15 protein-coding genes and 1 tRNA gene are annotated in these 24,017 nt (G+C 53.7%); 15 read left to right on the top strand and 1 reads right to left on the bottom strand.

What is annotated here, in order from left to right; genetic code table 11:
* Positions 1-63: 63 nt before the first annotated feature.
* Positions 64-255 (bottom strand): hypothetical protein, encoded by a 192-nt coding sequence (locus tag FHS27_RS19125; protein WP_184306469.1) that lies wholly within the window; start codon positions 253-255, stop codon positions 64-66.
* 99 nt (positions 256-354) lie between these two features.
* On the opposite strand from FHS27_RS19125, the gene FHS27_RS19120 reads away from it, so the two are divergent.
* The 15 genes from FHS27_RS19120 to FHS27_RS19055 all read left to right on the top strand — a co-directional run bounded on the left by FHS27_RS19120 (position 355) and on the right by FHS27_RS19055 (position 23,955).
* Complete coding sequence (locus FHS27_RS19120) at positions 355-2,232, top strand: TolC family protein (RefSeq protein WP_315854625.1); 1,878 nt, start codon at positions 355-357, stop codon at positions 2,230-2,232.
* Between the two features lie 254 nt (positions 2,233-2,486).
* Positions 2,487-2,570, top strand: a tRNA-Leu gene (locus FHS27_RS19115).
* A 1,338-nt stretch (positions 2,571-3,908) separates the two neighbouring features.
* Positions 3,909-4,748: a pentapeptide repeat-containing protein gene (locus FHS27_RS19110; RefSeq protein ID WP_184306468.1), complete on the top strand. Its 840-nt coding sequence runs from the start codon at positions 3,909-3,911 to the stop codon at positions 4,746-4,748.
* 2 nt (positions 4,749-4,750) lie between these two features.
* Complete coding sequence (locus FHS27_RS31675; RefSeq protein ID WP_390853964.1) at positions 4,751-5,383, top strand: nucleotidyltransferase domain-containing protein; 633 nt, start codon at positions 4,751-4,753, stop codon at positions 5,381-5,383.
* Positions 5,373-5,696: a hypothetical protein gene (locus FHS27_RS19105; RefSeq protein WP_184306467.1), complete on the top strand. Its 324-nt coding sequence runs from the start codon at positions 5,373-5,375 to the stop codon at positions 5,694-5,696. The genes FHS27_RS31675 and FHS27_RS19105 overlap by 11 nt, the downstream gene beginning before the upstream one ends.
* Before the next feature lie 482 nt (positions 5,697-6,178).
* Positions 6,179-7,414, top strand: a complete 1,236-nt coding sequence (locus tag FHS27_RS19100) for a DUF2971 domain-containing protein (RefSeq protein WP_184306466.1) — start codon at positions 6,179-6,181, stop codon at positions 7,412-7,414.
* Positions 7,415-7,639: 225 nt separating this feature from the next.
* Complete coding sequence (locus FHS27_RS19095; RefSeq protein ID WP_184306465.1) at positions 7,640-8,044, top strand: DUF2513 domain-containing protein; 405 nt, start codon at positions 7,640-7,642, stop codon at positions 8,042-8,044.
* A gap of 290 nt (positions 8,045-8,334) precedes the next feature.
* On the top strand, positions 8,335-8,478 hold the full coding sequence (locus FHS27_RS19090; protein ID WP_184306464.1) for a hypothetical protein: 144 nt from the start codon (positions 8,335-8,337) through the stop codon (positions 8,476-8,478).
* A gap of 480 nt (positions 8,479-8,958) precedes the next feature.
* Positions 8,959-10,872 carry a sulfatase gene (locus FHS27_RS19085; protein ID WP_184306463.1) on the top strand — a complete coding sequence of 638 codons (1,914 nt, stop codon included), beginning with the start codon at positions 8,959-8,961 and terminating at the stop codon, positions 10,870-10,872.
* A gap of 446 nt (positions 10,873-11,318) precedes the next feature.
* A complete protein-coding gene (locus tag FHS27_RS19080; RefSeq protein WP_184306462.1) occupies positions 11,319-13,220 on the top strand; it encodes a sulfatase in 1,902 nt (633 codons plus the stop codon).
* Between the two features lie 53 nt (positions 13,221-13,273).
* Complete coding sequence (locus tag FHS27_RS19075) at positions 13,274-14,857, top strand: alpha-L-fucosidase (RefSeq protein ID WP_221225215.1); 1,584 nt, start codon at positions 13,274-13,276, stop codon at positions 14,855-14,857.
* Positions 14,858-15,078: 221 nt separating this feature from the next.
* Entirely contained in the window at positions 15,079-16,830 is a 1,752-nt protein-coding gene (locus FHS27_RS19070) for an alpha-L-fucosidase (RefSeq protein WP_184306460.1), read from the top strand.
* Positions 16,827-20,165 carry a putative glycoside hydrolase gene (locus FHS27_RS19065; RefSeq protein WP_221225214.1) on the top strand — a complete coding sequence of 1,113 codons (3,339 nt, stop codon included), beginning with the start codon at positions 16,827-16,829 and terminating at the stop codon, positions 20,163-20,165. Before FHS27_RS19070 ends, FHS27_RS19065 begins: the two co-directional genes overlap by 4 nt.
* A gap of 225 nt (positions 20,166-20,390) precedes the next feature.
* The gene (locus FHS27_RS19060; protein ID WP_246420170.1) at positions 20,391-21,809 is read left to right on the top strand and encodes a sulfatase family protein; all 1,419 of its coding nucleotides are present in this window, start codon (positions 20,391-20,393) and stop codon (positions 21,807-21,809) included.
* Between the two features lies 1 nt (position 21,810).
* On the top strand, positions 21,811-23,955 hold the full coding sequence (locus FHS27_RS19055; RefSeq protein ID WP_246420167.1) for a sulfatase-like hydrolase/transferase: 2,145 nt from the start codon (positions 21,811-21,813) through the stop codon (positions 23,953-23,955).
* The last annotated feature ends 62 nt before the right edge of the window (positions 23,956-24,017 follow it).

Here is a 24,017-nt window from a genome sequence, read left to right as displayed (position 1 = left end):
CGACACGACAAGTCAAATTAAGCAACGAAATTCAGGATTATCGACCGGCTCGACCAAAATACCCTACACCCCCAAATCCGCACAATCGCTATGACGGGGGCGACCGGACCGATACGGCGCGCGGACGTCCCCTTCCACGTAAAAGACAGCAATTTCGCTGCCGAGTCGGTCGAAACCTAAGATGCCGGTTGCACCGGTGGTCACCGTCACGCCGGTCAACGCTGTCGTGCCGAATGAAGCGAAAACGCGTTTCATTTCAGTGGCCAATCGGCCGCCGTACCGGCACCACAGCCCCGTCTCAGCTACCCGTCGCTCGGCGTGTCGGCCGTGCCACGTTCCAACGGACTCTCAGACGTGTCGTTCCCATTCCAACTGCGTTTCCTGTTTCCGCCATCCACCGAGGCCCCCCTGATGATCAGGCGTGCATGCATGATCGCGGCCGGAGGATTGCTCACGATCGGCTGCGCTACCAACGATGGCCCGAGATCGACCACCGCGAACACCGCCGTGCCGGACGTCACCACCACCGCGTTACAAACGTCCACTGCCACGACCGTCGCCGCGACCACACCGGTCGTTCAACTCGCGTCCGCCCGGCAAAACCTCACGGGTGAAGTGATCACCGACGGCGCCGAGCTGATCCCCGCAATCGAATCGGACAATTTGATCGAGTCCGACGTTTTGCTCGAACCCGATAGTGCCATCGAACCCGATAGTGCCATCGAGCCCAGCAAAGATGACAACCGGGGCACCGACAACGATGCGTCAGCGCCCAATGATACCTCCGCGCGAACGGATTCAGAAACCGCGAATGCGGACGCCAGCTTCGACGAGCTTCTCGCCCCGTCACTCGCCGGAGCCCCCTCGCTCGCCGGCGTGACAAACAACGACGGTGGATTGCCGCTGCAGGACGTCGTCGCTTCCGTGCAGAGCTACTTCCCGTTGCTGCAGATCGCCTACCTAGAACGCAATCGCACGTCCGGCGACCAACTCGCCGCCTGGGGAGAATTCGACACCAAACTCAAAGCACGTTCCGAAAGCCAACCGCTGGGCTTTTACGAAAATTATCAGAACGGCGCCGGTGTGTACCAGCCGTTGTACCGGGGTGGCGAAATCTACAGCGGCTACCGTATCGGCCGAGGCGTCTTCGAGCCTTGGTATCAGGAACGACAAACCAACGAGGGCGGCGAGTTCAAAGCCGGCTTCCAACTTCCGCTGCTGCGTGACAGGAATATCGACGCGCGACGTGCCGATCTTTGGCGGGCCACCTACGACCGTCAAATGGCCGAACCGCAGATCCGAAGTGCCGTGATCGATACGATTCGCGACGCGTCAATCGCGTACTGGGTTTGGGTTGCCGCGGGCCGTCAGGTGCAGATCGGTGAGGCCGCACTCGAACTCGCCGAACGACGCAACCGCCAAGTCGCCCGACGCGTCGAAGAAGGCGACCTGGGTGATCCCGTGCTCGCCGACAACCAACGTGCGATCATGCAGCGTCAAGGCAAACTCATCGACCTCAAACGCAAGCAAACGCAAACGGCCGTGAAGCTGTCGCTGTTCCTTCGCGACGGACTGTCCACGCCACGGGTTCCCGGCGAAGACGAACTCCCCGGCTTTCCCGAGGTCGCTCCGTACGACGTCACGCAGCTCGACGCCGACATCCAGTACGCAGCGAGATTGCGTCCCGAACTGACGGCCCTCGATACCGAGGCACGGCGTGTGCAAGTCGACCTTGCCGAAGCCTGCAATCAAACCCTTCCGGTACTCGACGCGTTCTCCAACGTTTCGCAAGACGTCGGCGAACCCACCAGTTCCAAACGAGATAAATCGGAACTCGAACTCGAGATCGGATTCGAATTCGAAATGCCCGTCCAACGCCGAAAAGGGCTGGGGAAGATGCGGTCGGCTCGAGCGAAACTCAATCAGATCGCCGCCAAACGCCAGTTCGCGTTGGAGAAGATTTCGACGGAAGTCCAAACGGCCGTTGCCGCTCTCGATGCCGCCTATCGACGTGTCGAGCAAATCACCGACGCGGTCGAAATCTCCGAGCAACTCGCGGCCGTCGAACGGCGAAAATTCGATCTCGGCGAAAGCGACCTGCTCGCGGTATTTCTCCGAGAACAAATTGCCATCGAAGCGGCGAGCGACCTCGTCGTGGCCAAACTCGAATACTTCGCCGCCCGAGCCGACTACACCGCCGCACTCGCCTACGAATTCCCCGTGCAGTTCTAGGCTTCGTGCCGAACGCCCGCTCTCGCACCCGATTGCCCGCGCGAAGAATTGCCGCATTCTCGGTCCACCCCGTCAGTCTCGACATGGGCATCTCGGCAGCACCATCGGAACCGCGAAATCTACAAATCCGGGCCGAATACAAGTGTTTTTAGCTGCCCTAACGATTATGCAGATGCAAAATTTGTTTTGCCCGAGCGAGCCCCGTTACCGCACTTGCAAGAAATCGGCCGGTCCACAATAATCCCCCCTCACAAGCCGAAGTGGCGGAATTGGCAGACGCGCTGGATTCAAAATCCAGTTGGAGCAATCCAGTGAGGGTTCGAGTCCCTCCTTCGGTATCAGTGGTCAGAAATGGCTACGACAGGCCTGGAACGGACAACATCCGTTCCAGGCTTTTTTTTGCACTTTAGATGTCGGTCGATACGACCTACTGCAAAGATGTTCGTCTCTTCCGTGAACGGCCAACAAGACGGATGAGCGGTCACCTCGCGACGCAACCGACCCGAAGTCTGTTGCCCGCCCCGGTGCTCGTTGGCTGATTTCTATTCTTGCCAACGATGCGGCAATTCGATGCGCCCCGGTGCAGATGCCACCGGCACTAGTCCTTGGTCTCATCGAACCTCGCTGTTCACGCCCGGTTCAGGACCTGATCGTCCGCGTTGAAGCTTGTTCAATAGCCGCGTTCCTGGAGGCAACCTGAAGCAGACGTGATAGTGGAGTGGCTCGCTGCTTTCTGAGACGCACGTGAAATTACGCGTGTCCACTTCATCCATCGACATCCAAACCGAGTTGGTTGTCGGGACAGCTCCCAATTCCAGCGTCCGGCCACCGCTTCCTCAAGACGTTAATCCTTTTCAGTTCGCGTGTCGCAAGATCCAGGTAACGAGCGATTCGCGGATGCTTCCCCGGAGAATCGCATTAGCCAGGAAAGGAACATCGCGTAACAGCCAAGGAATCGCACGGGAAAACGCGAAACCCCATATCGGCGAGTTCGCACGCGGCGCCGTGCCCGGATCGGTCAGCGCGAACAGAGAGAGTGCGACTCGCTCATCTGCCTTGTTTGATGGAATAGGGAAACAAGGCGAACGAACGTAAGAGCGTAGTCCGAGACGCCCCTCCAGACGCTAGAATCTTTCGATTCATCGATCAAGTATCCAAAACCACTCGGCACATTCCCAGCCACGCCGCTCACCAAAACAGCAGTGACTGGACCGAGTTGTTTTTGCTCGGGGCCTGCGCATCGAAACAACGAACAAGGCCCCCGCCTTTTAAGCGACAAGACAAGCAAAATTGCCACACCGGTGCCCAGCCGAGAAAAGGGGATTCAGCAACAAGGGGAAAGAAAAAATGGCCGTCGGCTTCGTAAACCGATCCAATTTCCCTTTTCGTCACCGGCAGCAATTCTGGCCTCCATGGCCTGCGGTTCGGCTGTACCCATGTTCCCGGTCACGTATTTCGAACGTAAACCGACGTTTCGGCAGCATGGAGACGTTATTCTCCTTCGGCTACCATGGTTACGCAACCGTTTCAATAACTTAGAATTCTGAGGCGATGGCAAACGTAAAATACAAAACAAGTGCCCTGTTCAACTGGGAAAGCTGTGATTACATGGAATTTGTCGCCCTCTTTCCTCCAATGTTGGGCCTCTTTTCAGTAGCCATCCCAAACACACCCAAATGCGTATGATCGCGTCAGAAAACCAGCCGCTACAACCGTTTGAACGAAAGCACTATGCGGATCACCAATTCAGTCGAGATACTGATGGTGATGATTTTATGCATAGTGTTTTCACACGCGTTTCTGCGAAACAGAAGGAGCTATGCAATGTCGATTTTAGTTTTTCGGTGTTTGACGCTTGCTACTTTCGCGACTGTTTCTTCAAAAAGTGCAAGTTTACTGGTTGCCGATTCGTCAACACCAACTTTCACGGCAGTTCGTTTGACGGCTGCAAGTTCGAGTACGCAACATTCGATAAAACTGATATCACAAGCGATATCCTGAAGAACAATTGTCCTGGGTGGGTCAATGTGAAACGCCACTTTGCGCGAAGTCTCCGCAAAAACTACGAGTCAATCGGCGATAAAGGTGCTGCAGATAAAGCCTTTGCTACGGAACTCGCAGCGACCGAGGAACACCTACGGAAAGCCTGGAAGTCGAATGAGTCGTACTACCGTACCAATTTCAAATGGTTTGCCCGTGCCAATGCGTTTTTTCAATGGGTTGGCTTTTGGTTCACAGACCTCGTTTTTGGAAACGGGCTCAAAGTGTCGCGTCCGATTGTTGTGATGGTGATTGCACTTGTTGCGATCGCCATGCTTCATTTGTTCAAAAGTGGGAGTCTAAGTAGTCCGAATACTTATTTGGAGGCGATTTTAGTTCAAAGCCCCTCCGTTTTCTTTGGCATTGATCGACCAGCAAGCTATTCGGCGAGTCTTCTTGCCATGATTTACGTCGTAAGGCTGGTGGTCTTCGGTTCATTCATGACACTTATCGTCCGTCAATTTAGTAGGCGGTAACGATGCACATTTATGCGTTCGGTTCTATCTGCCGCGGTGAAATCGACGCCGCGTCTGATATTGATTTGCTTGCGATTTGCGAAAAAGACTCGCCGGAAATCGACCCCAATAGATTTTCGGTCTATTCGCTGAAGCGGATTCGCGAAATCTGGGGCCGTGGTAATCCGTTCGCGTGGCACCTATTTGCCGAATCGACCATGTTGTATTCGGGAGATGGGTCAAACCCCCTTACGTATCTCGGACGACCTGCGCAATATAGCTGCGCTGTGAATGATTGCACGCGGTTTTTGAAACTGCTTGAACATTCGTTCGTACAACTCAGAGCAGGGACACCAAGCCCCGTTTTCGAGTTGTCGAATGCGTTTCTTGCGATTCGCAACTTCGCTACCTGTTTTTCACTTGGCCGACTGTCGGCGGGCGTGTTTTCGCGTCGATCACCTCGACAGCTTGGCGTCTATTCGCTCACTATCGAACCGAATGCATTCGACGTTCTCGAACGAGCGAGGATGCTTTGCACACGCGGCTTTGGCAACACAATCAACCCCACCCAAGTCTCGATCGTAATTTCCGAGTATGAAATAATTTTGGAATGGATGACCAACCTCCTTACGGAAATCACCAAGTATGAAAGTTGATTTCTATCGTCGAATCGAATTGATGCGTGAGGCTCTGTTGGTTGTTAACTCGCAAGACTGTTGGAAAGAGGAGCTTTGCGGGTTGTCCGTGAACGCTATAAGCCGATGGGCTGTTGCAAGTGGCCTTGCAGACGAATCTGCCATCGTTGTTTCATTAACAAGAATCTCGCGAAAGTTGGGATTTCTTGCGACTAGAAGTCAGGTCGCCATAGTCGATGACAAAGAAAACGTCGAAATCGAATTAGAGGCCGACATGCAAAAGCTGAAAGCGACTTTGATGGAATTCGGCTCTTCAGAGTCTTCTTTCGAATGAGCTCTACCTTCTTTATTAGCCGTTTTTTCAAAACTTTACAGTTGCCGATTCACCACGAAGAAAAAGGTAAAGTGGTCGTTGTGACGTGGTTGCGATAGATGCGAGGTCGGCCTCGAAGTGCTTCGGCGGCTGACGGCGAAATTTCTTCCTTACCTTTTCGAATGCTCCGGTTTCATCGACCGGGAGACGTTCCGTTGTCGGCCGCCGGAGCGAACTGCCGAAGCGACTGATTCTCGCGACGATTTGCGACACCAACGTCAAGTCGGTAGTCTCGAAACTGATCTCGGTTTGTACAATTTCCTTCAGTCTGGAAGTGCCAGAACTTGCGTCGGTCATTGCAACGGCTCATTTGACGTAACGGAGGTGTATAGAGGACGTCAAATCATCGAGTATTTCCTCGATTGATGCCCATGACGAACACGGTTGGTTCCGTTGTGTATACCATTTAGCCGACTTGAATCACCTATCGCGAAGAATGACCAATGCTGTTTTACAAATTTCAGAAAGCCGGAAATCTAGAATTTGGAATGCTGCGCCGGGGCGAGATCTTTTTTGCGTCTCCCTCGGAACTAAATGATGCTAACGAATGTCGTCCCCGCTGGATTTTGCACGGAAATCTGGAGCATTGGCAGCGGCTTGCTTCCTGGATTCTGGACAAAACTATTTTGGGGAACGAAAGACTATCGGGTGGCAAGCCAGAGCTTGTTGGCGAAATCCTCGAAACAGCAGAAGAGATAGGAAGTGGTCTAAAACGAAAGGCCAAGAACCGAAATGTGGGACTGGAAGAGCTTGAGCAGATGTTCATAGAAACTTCTCGCGATCCGCTCTGCAGTGTGATGGAGGAATCGACTTTCGAATTCTTTGCAAACGCCGTCGCGAATTTCGTTCGGAACGAATTGCCAAAGTTTCTTAGTGAAAGCAGGTATCTCTCATCATTTTCCTTGGAAGCAACCAACCCAACGATGTGGGGACACTACGCGGCAGCTGAAAAAGGGTTTGTTCTCGTGTACTCGACGAAAGACGGAAGAGTTCCTCTCAAATCATGCGTGAAGAATCTGCATGGGTTCAAGAAGAGGACTGACGATTTGTTTAGCGGTCATGTTTATGAGATCGGCATATACGATGAACTTGCAATTCCGCTCAAGGCCGTTCAGTATCGTGCCAAGCCGCCAACGGCAAACGCGCTCCGTGAGCTTGTACCTCAGTTTCGCTTCAGTGAGCGAGAGGAGCACTATGACGGTCCCGAATTGCTTATGAGCGAAGCAAGTGAAAAAGAAGGAAGTCTAGTGGGACTCGTCAAATCCACCGATTGGCGATACGAAAATGAAGTACGAGCCTTCTTCCCAAGTTTTTTTTCCCTTGCCCCAGACGATCGTGTTCTTTCGGTAGACATCAACAATTTCATTGGAGTCATCTGTGGTGCAAGAATGTCACCGCGTGAAAAGGGACGAGTCTGTATATGCTGCCATCACTGGATGCAGTCATCAGCCCATGATGGTGACGTTTGCCTTTTTCAAGCTGAGCAAGTCAGAGACAAGTTTGACTTCACCATCAAGCCAATCGGCACAGTTAACCCGAAGTCGCCCTCGTTTGACGGACGATTGCCGCTCATCCGTTTGGGTGACCTGAAACCGTCGCAGTCCAGACGAATTAGATCGCTAGCGAAAGAGATTGCGGAAAAGTCGAAAAAGTTCGTTCCTTACGAGGACGAGCTCTAAAGTATGCATTGGGCTGCATATATAGGTGGAAATTGGCCATAATTCCCAAAGTCTTAACATGTGCCTTCTGACGCAGTCGACGGAAGTGATGTGTAAAAATAAATGCGTGATCATCCAGCCCTGGTTTCAACGACCGGAACGGTTCCCGACTTACGTGCTATCGCTGTGTCCTGCAGCATGCTGACGGACCTTTAATCATATTGCCGAACTCAAAACGAGTAGAAAATGGTACGTGACATGGATATGATACGAAGCATTATGCTGGTGCTTCGCACCATTAATTCTGGTCCATCAAGTGCACACGTCGCCAATCAGATTTGCGGAGAGTCAGTGTGTGGTGATGAGTACGATCTTCCGGACCATCGAATGCTCGTATACAAACACATCGTTTTGATGGTCCAGGCGGGGCTGGTGAGTGGTATAGAGACTGGTACGGCTGGCAACCGTTACGACTACTACGAACTTGAGCTCACATGGGCAGGGCATGATTTCATTGACAGTGTGGTAAATTATTCTGTCTGGAAGCAAGTTAAAAACGTTATTTCGGATTCCTCGTTGAAAGCAGCTGCATTCAGCGTGTGGGCACGAATAGCGTCCGACGTTGTAGGAAGGTCTTTGGGATTAAATTAGTGCGAACTGCAGAGAACTCACGGACAAATAAAGAAGATTGCATACTGGTTGACCAAGTCGATGCGATCACCAAACTCTCTCCGGCGGCCGACGCCGTAAAAATCTCCTTTCTTCTACATACTCTGTCTTCGACGATTGAAATGATGCAGTGCTCCCCGGATCCGACCTTAGATCGTGAGCACCGGACTTCCCAGAAAGTAGTGCTGGAGTGCACCAAAAAGTAGTGCTGGAATGCACCAGACCCAACGGGTCAACACGTCTATTTCGTTGTTGATGGGGAGACTCATCGTATGGCGATGGAAGCACTTCGGCAAAGCGAAGATTTGCAGGCAATTCAGAACGGTGTCCGCCAAATGGAAGCGGGTGAGGGAATGCCGATCGATGAGGCGTTCCAAAAGATCGACGGTGCATTGGTTGCCAAGTACGGCCAATGAATTTCGAGGTCATTGTCCTGCCACAGACACACGATGATGTCTTGAACTCGATTGACAACCCTGGCGAGTAAATCGCTGCCTTCCAGTGGCGTTTTTTCTACTGTCGCATCGTGCTCTTGGTGCTGACATCTCCCGCTGGCAATGAACGTGGTCCGCGATGCCCAGAGCAAGTCTTTGCTAACTTGGGGCGGTTTCCTTTCTCCCTGCTGGATTGTCAATTGACGGCGAAGCAGGCTTCGCCATGAAGCACAAATCCAAGTATGGAGCGTTTCATACGCTCCAGTGGGCAGTTCCAATGCGACAACCTCCCCGGCAATCGATGTACAATGCGAGAGAGAAGCCGCCCGCCTATTATGGTGAGACGACCGCCTGAGCCACCTCCGCCTCACGCCCCCCTCCCCCTGAACCACCTCTACCTCAGACGCCGTGCCTACCTCAGGCGCAGTGCCCGAAACTCGTTTGTAATGTGTCGAAACCGTTATGAAGTACGTGCCCATCGCGATCCTGCTGTGCCCTCTGCTGTTACTCTTTTCGATCCGCCCGGCGAGTTCAGCCCCGCCGCCAAACGTGATCATCTTCTATGTCGACGATCTTGGTTGGCAGGACGTCCAGATCGAGGACGTTGACGCCCCCTGTCCCTATGAAACGCCGAACCTCATCAAGCTGGCAAAATCGGGAATGATGTTCACCCAAGCGTATTCACCTGCGCCGACCTGTTCTCCTTCGCGAGCCGGCATTATCACGGGCCAGCATCCCGCGAAGATCAAACTCACGCACGTTGATCTTGGCAAAGTCCCAACCGCGCGTGCGACAGAACGACTGATCGCTCCCTATTTGCAATCGCATTTGGATCTCGATCTGATGACGTTAGCCGATGCGATGAAGCAAAACGGCTATCGCACCGGTCACGTTGGCAAGTGGCACGTGGGACTGACGGCGGCGAGCTATGGGTTCGACTTTGTAAACCAAACTCGAGGCATTCACCGTGGAATGAACGACCGCACGAAAGACTTCGCCACGGCTGATGACCGGACGTATCCCCTCAGCAAACAAAAATACCCACCACGGAGCAACAAGAACCCCGATGGGATTTCCTATCCCTTCGACGAAGTGACACAGTCCGCGATCGAATTTATAGACGACAGCAAGCAAGAACCGTTCTTCCTAAACCTATGCCACTGGATGGTTCACTGGCCCGTCCTGACGCGCAACGGCGAACTGCTCGAACACTACTGTGACAAGTTCGGTTTTCCATTTCCTCCAGAGCCCGGGGACATGACTCGCGAGGGTCAGCAGAATCCCTATTTCGCGGCGATGACGACAACGGTCGACTGGAGTCTTGGTCGACTCGTCGAGTTTCTCCAACAGACCGATGATCCCCGCAGCCCTGGCAAGAAACTGATCGACACCACCTACATTTTTTTCACATCGGACAATGGTGGCGCGGAGATTCGCGGCAAAGAAATCATCTCGGACAACGCACCGCTGAAATACGGCAAGAAGCATCCCGAAGAGGGCGGCATTCGTGTCCCCATGGTGGTGACGGGTCCCGGTATCGCAAGCGACAGCCGATTCCAAGGACTCGTCAATCAACTCGACTACTTTCCGACCATCCTGGCGCTGACTCAGTCTTCGATCTCGCCCGAAAACTTTGACGCGTTGAGCGGTCTGGACATCTCATCGGTTTTGATTGGAAAGAGTCAAGCGATCCGCGATCACGCCGGCAAAGAACGAACACATCTCTTCTGGCATTTCCCCCACAACGGGCCGCTTTCCATGAAGTCCGCGATTCGCGAAGGCGACTTCAAAATGTACCAACGCTACGACACGGCCGACTATGAGCTGTACCGTCTGTATCGGGATGGTCAGCGATTGGATTTGGAAGAGCAGAACGATCTCGCCAAGAATCCCGAGTTCGCATCAGTCGTTCAGCGAATGGCTGCGACGCTCGACGCGGAGTTGTCGGCCAACGATGCCGAGCCCCCTTATCTGAACCCGGCGTTTCAGGGGAAGACAAAACCGTCGGCTCAAATCACACGCTCCTCGTTTAGTGCTTCCAACCGGCGGGCGACGCTTGCCGTGCAAGAATCCGGACCGGCCGTGGAGCAAGCGTTCGTGATCTACGCGGGTGCGTCCGCCGAAGCACCACTTTCGAAGGAAGAGCAGAAACAAAAGAAACGGCTCGAGCGAAAAATGCAGAGAAGGGGACAAGCGAGCCCGCCCGTCCAAACCAACCACGTCGCTGAACTGATCGGGATGAGGTTACCAGCGACGATCGATTCGGATGGACACTCGATCAGTGCTGTGATCCCCGAAGGAATCTCTGCCTACCGATTCCTACTCGTGGACACCAATCATTTCTTGCACAGCAGCGAACCACTGCTCGCAAAATAGCAGCCTCGTTTCTCGCCAGATCTGTTCTCCGCTCACGAAATCATCCTGCTCATCGTGAGTCGCGACGACAGCCCGCACCGAATGTGGCCGAACGCTCCCAGGTCGGAGACTCTCCGCAAATACCTGCACGGTGTTTGCCCAAAAAAGTCCGCGGCATGTCGCAAATCATCAGTGACCTGACGCAAGCGTCCGTTCCATTGAACCACGCTTCGTTTACCCTGGAGCCTGTAGACAGCGTCTAAGGCAGTCATCGCTGCCAATAGGTCGTCTTTGCAAAACGTCGGACGTGCCGCGGTGAGCCGATAATGGCGAATTCTCGGAACTTCGCGCCACCGGTGAGGCGGAGCAACCGAGGCACTTTGACGCAGCCTGCCGGCGCTCGATCAGAACGCTGCAGCGAAGGTCTTCGGAAAAGCAACCGTTAACCGATTGGACAAAACGCCACCATGAAACGAGATAACGACACAACGATCATTCGTGGCGTTTGGTTCGCGGTTGTTGCGATTACTGCGAGTGTTGCCTGTGCCGGCAATGGCAGACCTGAGCAGCCAAATGTTTTGCTCGTACTGGCGGATGATCTCGGCTGGCAAGACTTGAAGTGTTATGACATCGACGAACCTTCCCCTTACGAGACGCCCCATCTTGATGGCCTCGCGAAGGAAGGCGTCATGTTCTGGCAAGGATATTCTCCGGCTCCGGTTTGTGCCCCGTCACGTTGCGCCATCTTGAGCGGAACGCATCCAGCCCGCGCTCAGAAAACCAATGTCCGTGGTGGTACGCCTCCTGCTCCTCGTCATCTGACGGGCTCGCGAGTCATGCCGCCTTGGCAAACCGCACGCCTGTCGATGGATGAAAAAACGATCGCCGAAGTCCTGCGGGAAAACGGATACGCGACTGGTCACAGCGGAAAATGGCATGTGAACATCACGCCGAAATCGAAACCGCTTCCCAAAGACGTAGGCTTCGGTTGGTCGCGTGAAAGCACGGGGGTGGCGCGAGACATGATCCCCAACCGCGTGAAAGGATTTTCATCCGACGCTGCCGATGATCCTTGGCAAATCGACGCGAATGGATATCCCAAAAACGGCATCTTCGATGATTCGGTGGTCTTCATGGAAGAACATCGAGAGCAGCCTTTCTTTCTCTTTTGTGCGGCGCGTTTGGTGCACGCCCCGATCCAGACCCGCAGTAAAGCGTTGCTGCGAAAGTACTGCGAGAAACTTGGCCAGCCTTTCCCAAAAGGACCGGGGCCGATCGCATTGCCTAGGCAGCAGAACCCTTATTACTGCGCGATGGTGGAGGAGTTTGACAAATACGTCGGCGACTTGCTGAACTACCTCGATGCGACCGATGACCCGCGTTGGCCTGGTCACAAACTTCGCGAGAACACCTATATCATCTTCTCCTCGGACAATGGAGCCATGGAGCAACTGAAAGGAGATGTGATCACGGATAACTATCCGCTCGATGGAGGTAAGATCCGTTTGGAAGAGGGGGGAACTCGGGTGCCGTTGATCATCACGGGGCCGAAGATTCCTGCCAACAAGCAAACCAATGTGATGGCCAGCGGCTTGGACTTCTTTCCGACGATTTTGTCGATGACAGGAACAGAGGCCCCAGAAAACCATCACTTCGACGGTTGTGATTTGTTGCCGTTGCTCACTCGGTCTCCTCAAGACCCCACGCTCGTCAAGCACCAGGATGGACGCGTCCGCGAAGCGATGATGTGGCACTTTCCCCACGGAGTCGCAATGTACAGCACACTCAGGGTCGGCGATTTCAAATTGGTGAGAAACTATGACACCATCAACAATCCAAAAATCGATAGCGAGTTGGAACTCTACCAGCTTTACGAGACTCGTGATGGAACTTCACAGCGCGCCGATATTGAAGAATCTCAAAACCTGGCATCCTCCATGCCGGAAAAGGCTCAACAACTCAACGCCCAGTTGACCGAAATGCTGGCAGAAATGGATGCCAGCTACGCCTATTTCAACCCGTCTTTCATGGGCGACTTACCCAACAAAGAGAACGTTCCGACGGTCACATCAAACACACGAGTCGGCGACGTGGTCCAAGCAGAGTTCAAAGAAAACGGAGCACGGGTTGTTCGGGCCCAGTTGATGTATACCACGTTAGGTGGCGATCGAAATGAGGAATGGTTTTCCGCGCCGGCGAAGGTTCTCGAAGGAACGGTCGTCGCGTCCCTTCCAACGGGAACCACGCATTACATTTTCAACATTATCGATGAAAACAATTTCTTGGTGAGCTACCCAGTGATAGAGAGCCAACTGGACTACATGAAGAATCACCCGTACTCAGCAGATGCGTTGAGTGTGTCACCGTAAGGTCGTCAAATCCAACCAGCTTCAGTTCTTAGAATGTGGCCGATAACACGAAAATGAATCCACTGAAAACAATCGGTCTTTCTTTGCCGATTCCCGCTCCCTCACCAGCAATGATTTCGCTATCGGTCGCCTTCGAAGAGATCAAAGAGGACTCTCGAAAGTTAATGAAACAGATCACTTTGGCGTTGATCGGCTTGCTGGCGGTTGCGTGCACTGCCCATGCGCAGGAGAAGTCACTGGCGGAAGATCCGTTTGCGTTGGAACAGACGCGGCATCAATCGACCAGTGAGCGTCCCTGGGCCGGCAAGACGCCTAAAGAGGTGCAGGCGTGGGCCAGAACGAATTTGCACCGTAAGCTGATCGGGAAAGAGATCGATGCGGCCTCGCATCCTGAATGGGATTGGTTTCGCAAGTCGGGACTGGGACTGTTCCTGCACTGGGGGCCTCCCAGTGTCGCGCCCAATAACGGGGACGCGTGGGCGATGGTTTGGTCGCAGGCAAAGGCCAACGCAAAACGCAAGATGATGCTTCCCGAGGAAATGTTTGCCGTGGCGGAGACCTGGAATCCCGAGAAATATGATCCTGACAAGTGGATGGCCGCGGCGGCCGAAGCGGGCTTCGGCTATGCGGTGCTGACTTCGCGCCACCACGACGGCTACTGCCTTTGGCCGAGTGAGCATGGAACCTGGGATACCGGCGACCATATGAACGGCCGCGACCTGATCAAAGACTACGTCGGCGCATCACGCAAACACGGACTGCGCGTCGGGTTGTACTATTCCGGTCCCAATTGGCATTTCGATTACAAGAACCGAGAGTTCATGCATCCGCCGAGCAAGAACTTCCGGATGAACTACCAACATGAAAAGGTCGACACGTCTGCCAAGCTGACGCCTCTGATGGCCAGCAGCGGTCCGGCTGAAAAGGAACAGTCGGAAGGTCAGGTAAGGGAACTGATGACCAATTATGGCCCGATCGACATGATGTGGTGGGACGGCAACAGCATCATGACGCCGCAAGAGCTCGCCAAACTGCAGCCGAATATTTTTGTGGCTCGGGGCCTGATCGCTACGCCGGAAGGCATGCATCATGGAGAAAGCGAAAACGTGAAGGTGACCAACGAAGCGGGATGGTGGTGGGAGCTTTGCATTAAATCGGAAAACAGCTTTACCCCGAACTGGCACTATGGGGTGCAGTGCGAGACCAACCATTGGGACACCAATAAGCTGCTGACGGAATTAGTCCGCTGTCGGTCGTTGGGCGGCAACCTGCTGGTGAATATCCCGCCGCGCGGTAACGGCGAAATGATGGACTGGTACTACGAGGTTTGCGATGAAATGGCAGGCTGGATGAAGCATTCCCGCGAGGCGGTTGTGGATGTCGACCTCGATGCGCCACTCCCCACGCTGGACAAGACGCAGAATTTCACAACGAAACGCGGAAACATCTTTTATTCACTGCCCAACGATCAAGGCGTTGTCTTCATCCGAGACGTCCAACGCCCCGCATCGGTCACGTCGCTGCGAACGGGAGAGTCGATTGATTTTGAATATCGGGACGGATCTCTTCGGATTGTTCTGCCGGAGGCACTGCGAACCGAACTGCCGGATATGGTGAAAATCGTTTTTCGCGAATAGACCATCAAGTGCATGAAGAATGAAAACTCGCGAAGAGTCGGCCCGAATGATCAGTCGGGGGAGATTCGCGATCACAAACAACCTAAAGAACACGGCATCCCCGAAATGAGAAACCGCGGAGCTATTCGACAATGACGCGTACACACTCAGCGATTTTTGCAATCACATCGCTTTTCTTATGTGCGTCGGGTTTAGATGCACAGAGCACCGTTGATTCAGTCGTGAAGATCTCGGACAGCGAGGAGTTTGGATCGGCCGGCGTTTCGATCTACACGCCCGAGATTCGGGAGAACATGAAGAAGTTGTACGAAGACAAATTTGGCATGTTTGTTCATTGGGGCCCCTATGCCCAACTCGAAGGTGTCTGGGACGGCAAAGAGGTTTCTGCTGAATGGATAATGAAGCGAGCCTTCATCCCGGTAAAGGATTATGAACGGGAGGCGTCTGGAAAATTCAAGCCGACGAAATTCAATGCAGCTGATTATGTAACCATTGCAGAGAACGCTGGCATGCGTTTTATCGTGATTACCGCAAAGCACCATGACGGCTTTGCCATGTACGAATCGAAGCACCCCTACAACTTGGTTGACTTTGCCGGCTTCGGGCGAGATGTGCTGAAGGAGTTGTCCGAGGAGTGTGCCAAACGACAGATGAATCTTGGTTTCTATTATTCACAGAGTCAGGACTGGCATGAAGAGGGCGGGTTCGGAAATCACTGGGACTTTGCAGGAAACCTGAAACCGCAAGATAAGTTCGATGCCTATTTTGAAGAGAAGGCGGTGATGCAGGTGAACGAACTGACTCGCAATTATGGCAATATCTTCATGGTCTGGTTTGATACGCCGGTGCAGATGGACGATGCAAAATGCCAGCAAATGATGGACGTTGTCAAAGAGAATCAACCGGGCGCATTGGTGAACTCACGGCTCGGCAAAGGATACGGGCACTTTGATGTTTCCATGGACAATGGTAAATGCCCGAGCGTCAGCAAAGCCACGTGGCTCCCGGATCTGAAAGTGCCGTGGCAAACGCATGAATCGGTAACCCAAAACGGATGGGGATACACTTCGTATGGAGCCGAAAACGATCGCTCAGAGGAATACGCCGATTTTATTTACAGCCTGTGCCGTATCGTCAGTCACGGCGGTGTTTATCTACTGAATGTCGCACCGCGACCGGATGGCACGCTTCCGGAATCACAAATCAACAGCATCACGGCCATCGGCGATTGGCTAAAAGTCAACGGTGAAGCGATCTACGGCGCCGATCCAAGTCCACTGAAATTCCCACCGTATGCCATCACGAGTAAGCCGGGCAAGGTATATCTTCAACTGAAGGACCTCGAGAGTAATCAAGTCGAACTCGAGGGCCTGTTATCGACGGTGAAGAAGGCCTACGCCCTCGCTGATCCATCACACAGTGCACTGTCGTTTGCGCAGGAAGGTTCGCACTTGAACGTTACCTTGCCGGATGAACTCAAACAGCCGCACGTGACTGTCATCGTGCTGGAACTCGACGATCAAATTGCGCAGGTCGTGGATGAAACCATCCAACAGGGCGATGATGGATCCATTCACTTGCCTGTTGCTCACTGCGAGTACGCCGTCCGCCGAATCAGCTATGACTACGACGAACAAACGACCCGAAACTGGGGCGGGAAAACCAACCAGGGCTTGGTCTGGACGGTAAACGTGAAAACGCCTGGCGTTTTTGAAGTCATCAGTGAAGACAACGGCGATGATACGCTCAGCTACGAATTGAAGTCGCCGACAGACGGGATCGTTGTGCATCCAAAGGGGAATGTGGGCAAACTCACAAAGAAGTCGCTCGGGCAATTGAAAATCGACCAGACGGGCGTCATTCAAATAACCGCATATCCCAAGGATACGATCTCATGGTTTAACAACTTTCGGTTGAAAGGCGTCGAGCTAATTCCTGTAAAAGAGTCTGCAAAAAGCGTGGTGAACCAATGAAGACACGGCTACTGATTCTAACGACGAGTTTTCTTTCCGCGATCGTTTCCGTGCAGGCGGCGGTTCTCTATGTGAGTCCGGCGGGGAACGATACGAATCCTGGCACAATTTCAAAACCCATGGAATCGCTGTCAGCAGCCGTTGAGGCTTTGAGAGCATTGCGGGAATCCGGAAACCAGGAGCCTTCGACGATTTATCTTCGCGGGGGACGTCATCAAGTCACCCAAACGTTGGTGCTCGGATTGGAAGACGGGCGTGCGCCAACGTCCGATGTCGAACCATTTGAATCATATGGATCCGGTGAGATCTCGAGCCCCGCCTATTTGACGATTGCGGCCTTTCCGGGCGAGCATCCCGTCGTCAGCTCGGGACTGCCGGTGACCGGTTGGAAGCGACTCGAGTCCGCACCGGATGCACTGCCTGGAAAATCCAGGGGCAAGGTCTGGGTGGCCGATATGCCCGAAGGGATGGAGCGGTTCTACACGCTCTATGACGGCAACGGACGCCTCAAACGCGCCCGTGACAGTGGTTTCTTGGTCACAGGAAAGGGCGATCTTCGAACGTTGCACTTTCCGAACGATGCGTTGAAGAACTGGGATAACCTAACGGACGTGGAGATCAATATCCGGCCATCGCGTGCCTGGGTAATCAACATGCTTCCGCTGGCGTCGGTGGATGAAAAATCGGGCGTAGCGAAAACCAGCGTTTCTTCGACGTACGCCATGGGCCCGATTCCCGGCTGGGTGCATAATCCTTCCGGCAAAAACGTCTGGGTTGAAAATACGTTGGAGGGGCTGGATGAACCCGGTGAATGGGTCGTCAATACCAAGACTCGCAAAGTCTATTTGTGGCCTTCCGATCCGGCTTCTAATGGATCGCCGCAAGGGATCTTGGCACCGAGCACGAGCGAGCTCATTCGCGTGGAAGGCGAGATCGATTATGACGGGCCCGCCGACACGCCGGTGCGAGGCATTGCATTCGAAGGACTGACGTTTACCCACGGCGACCGCTACGCGTGGACGAACGATGAAACCCGTTTGGGTTGGGGAATGCAGCATGACTGGGATCTATTTGATCGACCAACAGCGTTGCTACGTTTCCGGGGAGCCGAAGCCTGTGTGGTAAACGATTGCCGCTTTGTTGATTCGGGCGGCACGGGAGTTCGACTAGACCTTCACGCTCAACGTAACCGCATCGCCGATTGTGAGTTTGCACATTTGGGCGAAGCAGGCATTTTGCTGGCGGGTTATGGCCCGGGGACCAAGGATGTGCATCACCACAACACCATTCTCGATAATCACATTCACCACTTCAGCGAGATCACGTGGCATTCTCCGGGTATTTGGGCGTGGCAAAGCGGTCGCAATCAGATTGCCCACAATGAGCTGCATCATAGCGGCTATACCGCGGTCCTGATTACAAACCGGGTTGAACCGGATCGCTCTTTAAACGGAGAAGGCGGAAAAACGATTCGACAAAATGAAATTCCCGAAGCCGTCAAAGCGGGTGTTCGAGAGACCTATGAAAATTGGAAGGTCCGGGAAAAGTACAATCATGCTCGGCACAACCTGTTGGAATACAACGAAATCTCGCATTGCGTGCAATTGCTTTCCGATGGAAATGCGGTCTATGTGTCCGGTGCCGGAACGGGCAATATCGTTCGGTACAATTACATCCACGATAACTTGGATCATTCACTGCCGGCGGCCATTCGCTGTGATGATGACCAGCATGAAACGCTCATTCATGGAAACGTCCTCGATAACAATTTTGGATTTGCCGCCGGGATTGCTTCGAAAGGCGTGAACGACATCACGAACAATTTCATCGTGAATCCTCTCACCCCGCCAAAGAAGGGCTACATCAGCTTTGAATGGGTCCGAGTCAATGGATCAAAGGTGCGGCACAATATTCTCGTGTCTCATCCGGACGGAGGAAAAGCGTATGGCGAAACACCGCTTGCGAGAACGGAAGACGGTGATCCCCGTGTCGAGGAAACAGAGATGGACTCGAATCTCTATTTTCATCCGAAGGACGCGCATTGGGTGGATGAGCATTTGTCAAAAATGCGTGCGGTAGGCAAGGAAAGGGCCAGTCTTTTCGCGGATCCGATGTTTGCGGATTCTGAGAATGGCGATTTCAGTTTCCTTCCCGGCAGCCCGGCATTGGCCTTGGGCATCGAAGCGTTGGATGTATCAATAATGGGGCGGCTAAAACGCAATCCATTCCGCATTAGCGATGGAAGTGTCTTTGTGCCTCAAGACTACTATCCCAATTTCCGCTGGGACACGGTGCCGATGTATTCGATGTTCGGCGACATACAGCGAACATTGACGCCCGCGGAAGTGGAGTTCATTGCGGCACGAACAGACTTCATCTGTATCGAAAAATCGCATGGCTATGAAGAACTCGGCGCTGCCGAGTTAGGGGCCAAGCACGAGGCGAAGGCGTTTAAACAGATCAAACCCGATATGAAGGTTTTGTTCTATTTCAACTCAGCCTATGCCTGGCCGTTTACTTCGTACAACAAAGCGTTTAGGCCGAGCAAAATCGACACGAATCCTGAATTGAAGAAGTTCTTGATCGTGGATTCTAAAACGGGCGAACTCGCGCATCGTAACAACACCTTCTTTTTTGACGTTCTGAACGCTGACTTTCGCGAGTGGTGGGCCACCACGGTTGCGAAAGGTGTCGCGGAGTCTGGATGCGACGGGGCCTTCATCGATCAAATGCATGGTTTTTCTTGGCTCCGTAAAGACAGGAGTGATGAGGTTGAAAAGGCCATGGGCGAAATGATGGCCCTGCTGAAAGAAAAAATGGGGCCCGGGAAAATTCTCTTGGGCAACAACGCGAATCAATCGCTGGCAAAACATGTTGTCCCCGTAATTGATGCGAGCATGTTTGAGCATTATGGGGACAAGCTGTTGACCAAAGAATCACTGCTTCAGGATTGGGATGACATGCTGCGATTCGCCCGTGCCGGGAAGATGTCGATCTTTCGCATTGGCGTTGAATACGACCCGGAATCTCGGAACAGACGCAAGTCCCGATCCTCGGATCGCTCCTCGTATTCATTTGCCAAAGAGCGGCTTGAATACTATCTCGCCTGCTACCTAATCGGAGCACAGCCCTATTCCTATTTCCAATACGGATGGGGCTGGACGCTTTCATCCGGTTCCCTATACGACTTTCCCGAGCTCCAAAAACCGCTGGGTGCACCCAAGGGGCCTTACTGCCGCACCACGCCGAACGGATGGACGTTTACCCGCGAGTTTGAGCACGCGAGCGTTTGGGTGAATACCGAAACCAAGCAGGCCAAGATTAGCTGGCGATGATGAGTAGATCGGTGCGTGAAAGGATGATGACATGATCATTGAACACCGCTTCGCTGGTGCGTTGATGACAACGAATCAGAACGCCCCACACCGTTTCGACTCAAGAGTTCCAAGCCGTACCGCGACACGATCGACGATATCGAAATGATTCTGGAATTGAAAACGAAAAACCTCCCCCCGGCACTGCATTCTGATCTGCCTCCGGTGCATTCCTACAGTGGTCTAATGAGACATCAAATTAGAATTGGTTGCTTACTTCTGATCGCTGTCTCGCTGTTGACCGGGACGGTGCAAGCTGAGCCGGCGCGGCCCAACATTGTTTTGATGATGGCGGACGATCTCGGCTGGGGTGATGTTCATTGCTTCAACCCTAAGTCGCCGATTAAAACGCCGCAGCTCGATGCCATGGCGGCGGCGGGATTGCAGTTCAATCGCTTCTATTCTTCATCGCCCGTTTGCAGTCCGACACGCGGTTCGTGCCTGACGGGACGTCATCCGTTTCGCTACGGCATCTACTTTGCCAACAAAGGACATCTAAAAAGCGAAGAGCTGACGTTGGCCGAACTGCTCCAGAAGCATGGCTATGCCACCGGGCATTTCGGTAAATGGCACCTCGGCACGTTGACGACTGAGATGAAAGATGCCAACCGGGGCAAGCCGGACAACACCAAGGAATTCTCCCCGCCGTGGAAGAACGGCTTTGAGGTTTGCTTTTCCACCGAATCAAAGGTGCCGACGTGGGATCCAATGCTGAAGCCGCTGAAGGACAACCACAACGGCTGGGATTTTATTGAGGACAAATCGACGGCGGTTGCGTACGGAACGCACTACTGGAACGAGAAGGGTGAAGTTGTCCGCGATAATCTCGATGGCGATGACTCACGCGTGATCATGGATCGGGCGGTGCCGTTCATTGAGAAAGCGACGAAAGACGGCAAGCCATTCTTTACGGTGATTTGGTTTCATGCTCCGCATCTGCCAGTGGTGGCTGGACCGGAATATGCCGCAATGTATTCGCGGTACGATACCTACAAGCGAAATTACTACGGATGCGTCACCGCCATGGATGAGCAGGTGGGGCGATTGCGTGAGACGCTGCAGCAAGCGGGGGTTGCCGAGAACACGATGCTGTGGTTCGGCTCCGATAACGGGGCGTTGGCTCCAGGCAGGGCGCCGGGGAGTGTAGGGCACTTCCGCGGCGGAAAACGTTCGCTGTATGAAGGCGGCGTTCGCGTGTCGGGCATTTTGGAATGGCCCGCCCGCGTGAAGGCGGGAACCCAAACCGAGTTCCCCGCGGTGACCAGCGATTATCTGCCAACGATTCTTGACGAACTGAAAGTCGAATACACGGGCCAGCGTCCACTCGACGGAATTTCGTTGCTTCCGGTACTGGCCGGAACGCAGACGGAGCGAGCTCAGTCCATCGGGTTTGAGTCACAAGGACAGCTTGCATGGACGACCCAACAGTACAAGCTCTACAGCAAGAACGCCGGAAAAACGTGGGAGCTTTACAACCTTCTGAGCGATCCCTCCGAGGAAAATAATCTTGCATCCGCCCACCCTGAACAAGTGGCAGAAATGTCAAAGCAGTTAGCTGCATGGCGTGATTCCTGCGTCCGCAGTGATCAGGGCGGGGACTATTAACATGAAAGAATCCAACATGAAGCTGATAACACTTTGCACGCTAGTTTTAGCAGTGGCATCCATGTCGTTCGCCGCGGCAGACGAACCGAACGTCAATACGGCAAAGCCGAACGTACTTTTCATCTTTGCCGATGACATGAGCTACGAAACGATCGGCGCACACGGCATGCTCGATATCGACACGCCCAACCTGGACAAACTCGCCCTCCGTGGCGCGACGTTTACACATGCTTACAACATGGGCGCGTGGGGCGGAGCGGTTTGCGTTGCCAGCCGCCGCATGCTCAATACCGGCCGATTTGTGTGGGCGGCGCAGCAGGCAGATCTCAATCAGTTGGTCTCCGACAACCAGATGTGGTCACAGCGGATGAGTGGGGCCGGTTATCGCACCTACTTATCGGGCAAGTGGCACGTTCCCACTAGCGCGCCGGCCATATTTGATGAGGCTGAGCATGTGCGAGCAGGCATGCCGCTGCAAACACCGGCCGGATACAACCGCCCGAAGGACGAGGCGGACTACGAAAACGGATGGAAGCCGTGGGATACCAAACACGGTGGGTACTGGAGCGGTGGGAAACACTGGAGCGAAGTGCTCGCCGACGACAGCATTGGGTTTCTTGAGCAGGCAGCCGAAGACGACAAGCCATTCTTCATGTACCTGGCCTTCAACGCGCCCCACGACCCGCGACAAGCTCCCAAGGAATACATCGATCGCTATCCGCTCTACCGTATCGAGGTACCAAAAAACATGCTGCCGGAATATCCGTATGCCGAAGCAGCCTGTGGCAAGAGGCTACGTGATGAAAAGCTGATGCCTTATCCACGCACCGAATACTCGGTGAAGGTGAACCGGCAAGAGTATTTCGCGCTCATCACGCACATGGATGATCAGATCGGCAAAATCTTCCAAACCTTGGAGAATACCGGCCAGGCCGACAACACCTACATTGTCTTCACGGCCGATCACGGACTGGCCGTGGGGCACCACGGATTCAGTGGCAAACAAAACATGTACGATCACAGCGTGCGGGTTCCGTTTCTCGTCATCGGGCCGGACGTCAAAGCTGGTTCCACCATCAGCTCGCCTATCTATTTGCAAGACGTGATGCCCACCTCGCTCGAACTGGCAGGAGCGGAGACCGACGGTGTGGATTTCCAAAGCATTCTTCCGTTGCTGCGTGGAGAAAAAGCAGAGAGCTATTCGGAGATCTACGGGGCGTACATGAATCGTCAGCGCATGATCACCAAGGACGGCTGGAAACTGGTTCAGTATCCGACCATCGGGGTCGATCGTCTTTATCATCTTACGGACGACCCGCAGGAGATGAACGACCTGGCCGGTAATCCGGAACTGGCTCCGAAACTCAACGAGCTGCGTGCCGCGCTCACCGCATTGAGTGAAGAGTTGGACGATCCCAACTTGAAAGAAAAACGCGGGACGGAGAAATCGAACGTTGGGCGGAACGCGGCGGCCTATCAGGCCGAAGAGGGCTCTGACGTTGAGCAAAAAACAACAGGTGTTTGGGCAATCGAGCCGAACCCCGAGCTGCCCAATGTTTTGATACTCGGCGATTCCATCTCCATCGCCTATACGTTGAAAGTACGCGATCATCTCAAGAACCGGGCCAACGTTTTCCGCCCGCACATTGGAAATGGAGAAAAAGCAGAAAATTGCCAGGGAACGACATTAGGTCTTCAGAAGATCGATGACTGGCTGGCCGGGCAGAAATGGGATGTGATTCACTTCAACTGGGGACTGCATGACTTGAAGCATGTACGTGCAGAGACCGGTCGAAATTCAAACTCGTTTGACGATCCGCAGCAGGCCTCCCCGGAAACCTACAAAGAGAATCTCACCGCACTGGTCGGCAAGCTCAAAGCCACGGGAGCGAAACTGATCTTTGCCACGACAACACCCTATCCGGATGGCGTGAAGCCGGCTCGGCTTCCGGCGAACGCCAAGGTGTACAACGACATCGCGGTCAAAATCATGAGTGCCAACGGCATCGAAGTGAACGACCTTTATGCACTGTGTGAAGGACAGCTCGATAAACTCCAACACCCCAAAAACGTTCATTTCAACCGTGCTGGCCAGGAACTGCAGGGCAAGGCCGTTGCAGCTGCGATTGATGCCGTTCTGCCTTAAACGCCTGCCTTAATCGTCTGCCCCCTTTTTCGCCACTCGGTGCGAAACGAGCGGGCGAGGCT

It is taken from the genome of Aporhodopirellula rubra (assembly GCF_014192335.1).
GTDB lineage: Bacteria > Planctomycetota > Planctomycetia > Pirellulales > Pirellulaceae > Rhodopirellula > Rhodopirellula rubra.
The sequence above is the reverse complement of the archived record's forward strand: the minus strand, read 5'-3'. Positions and strand labels throughout refer to the sequence as shown.

What these genes read in the sequence shown, in the direction of transcription:
- FHS27_RS19125 (WP_184306469.1), bottom strand. Translation starts at nt 255, where the DNA reads ATGAAACGCGTTTTCGCTTCATTCGGCACGACAGCGTTGACCGGCGTG.
- FHS27_RS19110 (WP_184306468.1), top strand. Translation starts at nt 3,909, where the DNA reads ATGCGTATGATCGCGTCAGAAAACCAGCCGCTACAACCGTTTGAACGA.
- FHS27_RS31675 (WP_390853964.1), top strand. Translation starts at nt 4,751, where the DNA reads ATGCACATTTATGCGTTCGGTTCTATCTGCCGCGGTGAAATCGACGCC.
- FHS27_RS19105 (WP_184306467.1), top strand. Translation starts at nt 5,373, where the DNA reads ATGAAAGTTGATTTCTATCGTCGAATCGAATTGATGCGTGAGGCTCTG.
- FHS27_RS19100 (WP_184306466.1), top strand. Translation starts at nt 6,179, where the DNA reads ATGCTGTTTTACAAATTTCAGAAAGCCGGAAATCTAGAATTTGGAATG.
- FHS27_RS19095 (WP_184306465.1), top strand. Translation starts at nt 7,640, where the DNA reads ATGGTACGTGACATGGATATGATACGAAGCATTATGCTGGTGCTTCGC.
- FHS27_RS19090 (WP_184306464.1), top strand. Translation starts at nt 8,335, where the DNA reads ATGGCGATGGAAGCACTTCGGCAAAGCGAAGATTTGCAGGCAATTCAG.
- FHS27_RS19085 (WP_184306463.1), top strand. Translation starts at nt 8,959, where the DNA reads ATGAAGTACGTGCCCATCGCGATCCTGCTGTGCCCTCTGCTGTTACTC.
- FHS27_RS19080 (WP_184306462.1), top strand. Translation starts at nt 11,319, where the DNA reads ATGAAACGAGATAACGACACAACGATCATTCGTGGCGTTTGGTTCGCG.
- FHS27_RS19075 (WP_221225215.1), top strand. Translation starts at nt 13,274, where the DNA reads ATGAATCCACTGAAAACAATCGGTCTTTCTTTGCCGATTCCCGCTCCC.
- FHS27_RS19065 (WP_221225214.1), top strand. Translation starts at nt 16,827, where the DNA reads ATGAAGACACGGCTACTGATTCTAACGACGAGTTTTCTTTCCGCGATC.
- FHS27_RS19060 (WP_246420170.1), top strand. Translation starts at nt 20,391, where the DNA reads ATGAGACATCAAATTAGAATTGGTTGCTTACTTCTGATCGCTGTCTCG.
- FHS27_RS19055 (WP_246420167.1), top strand. Translation starts at nt 21,811, where the DNA reads ATGAAAGAATCCAACATGAAGCTGATAACACTTTGCACGCTAGTTTTA.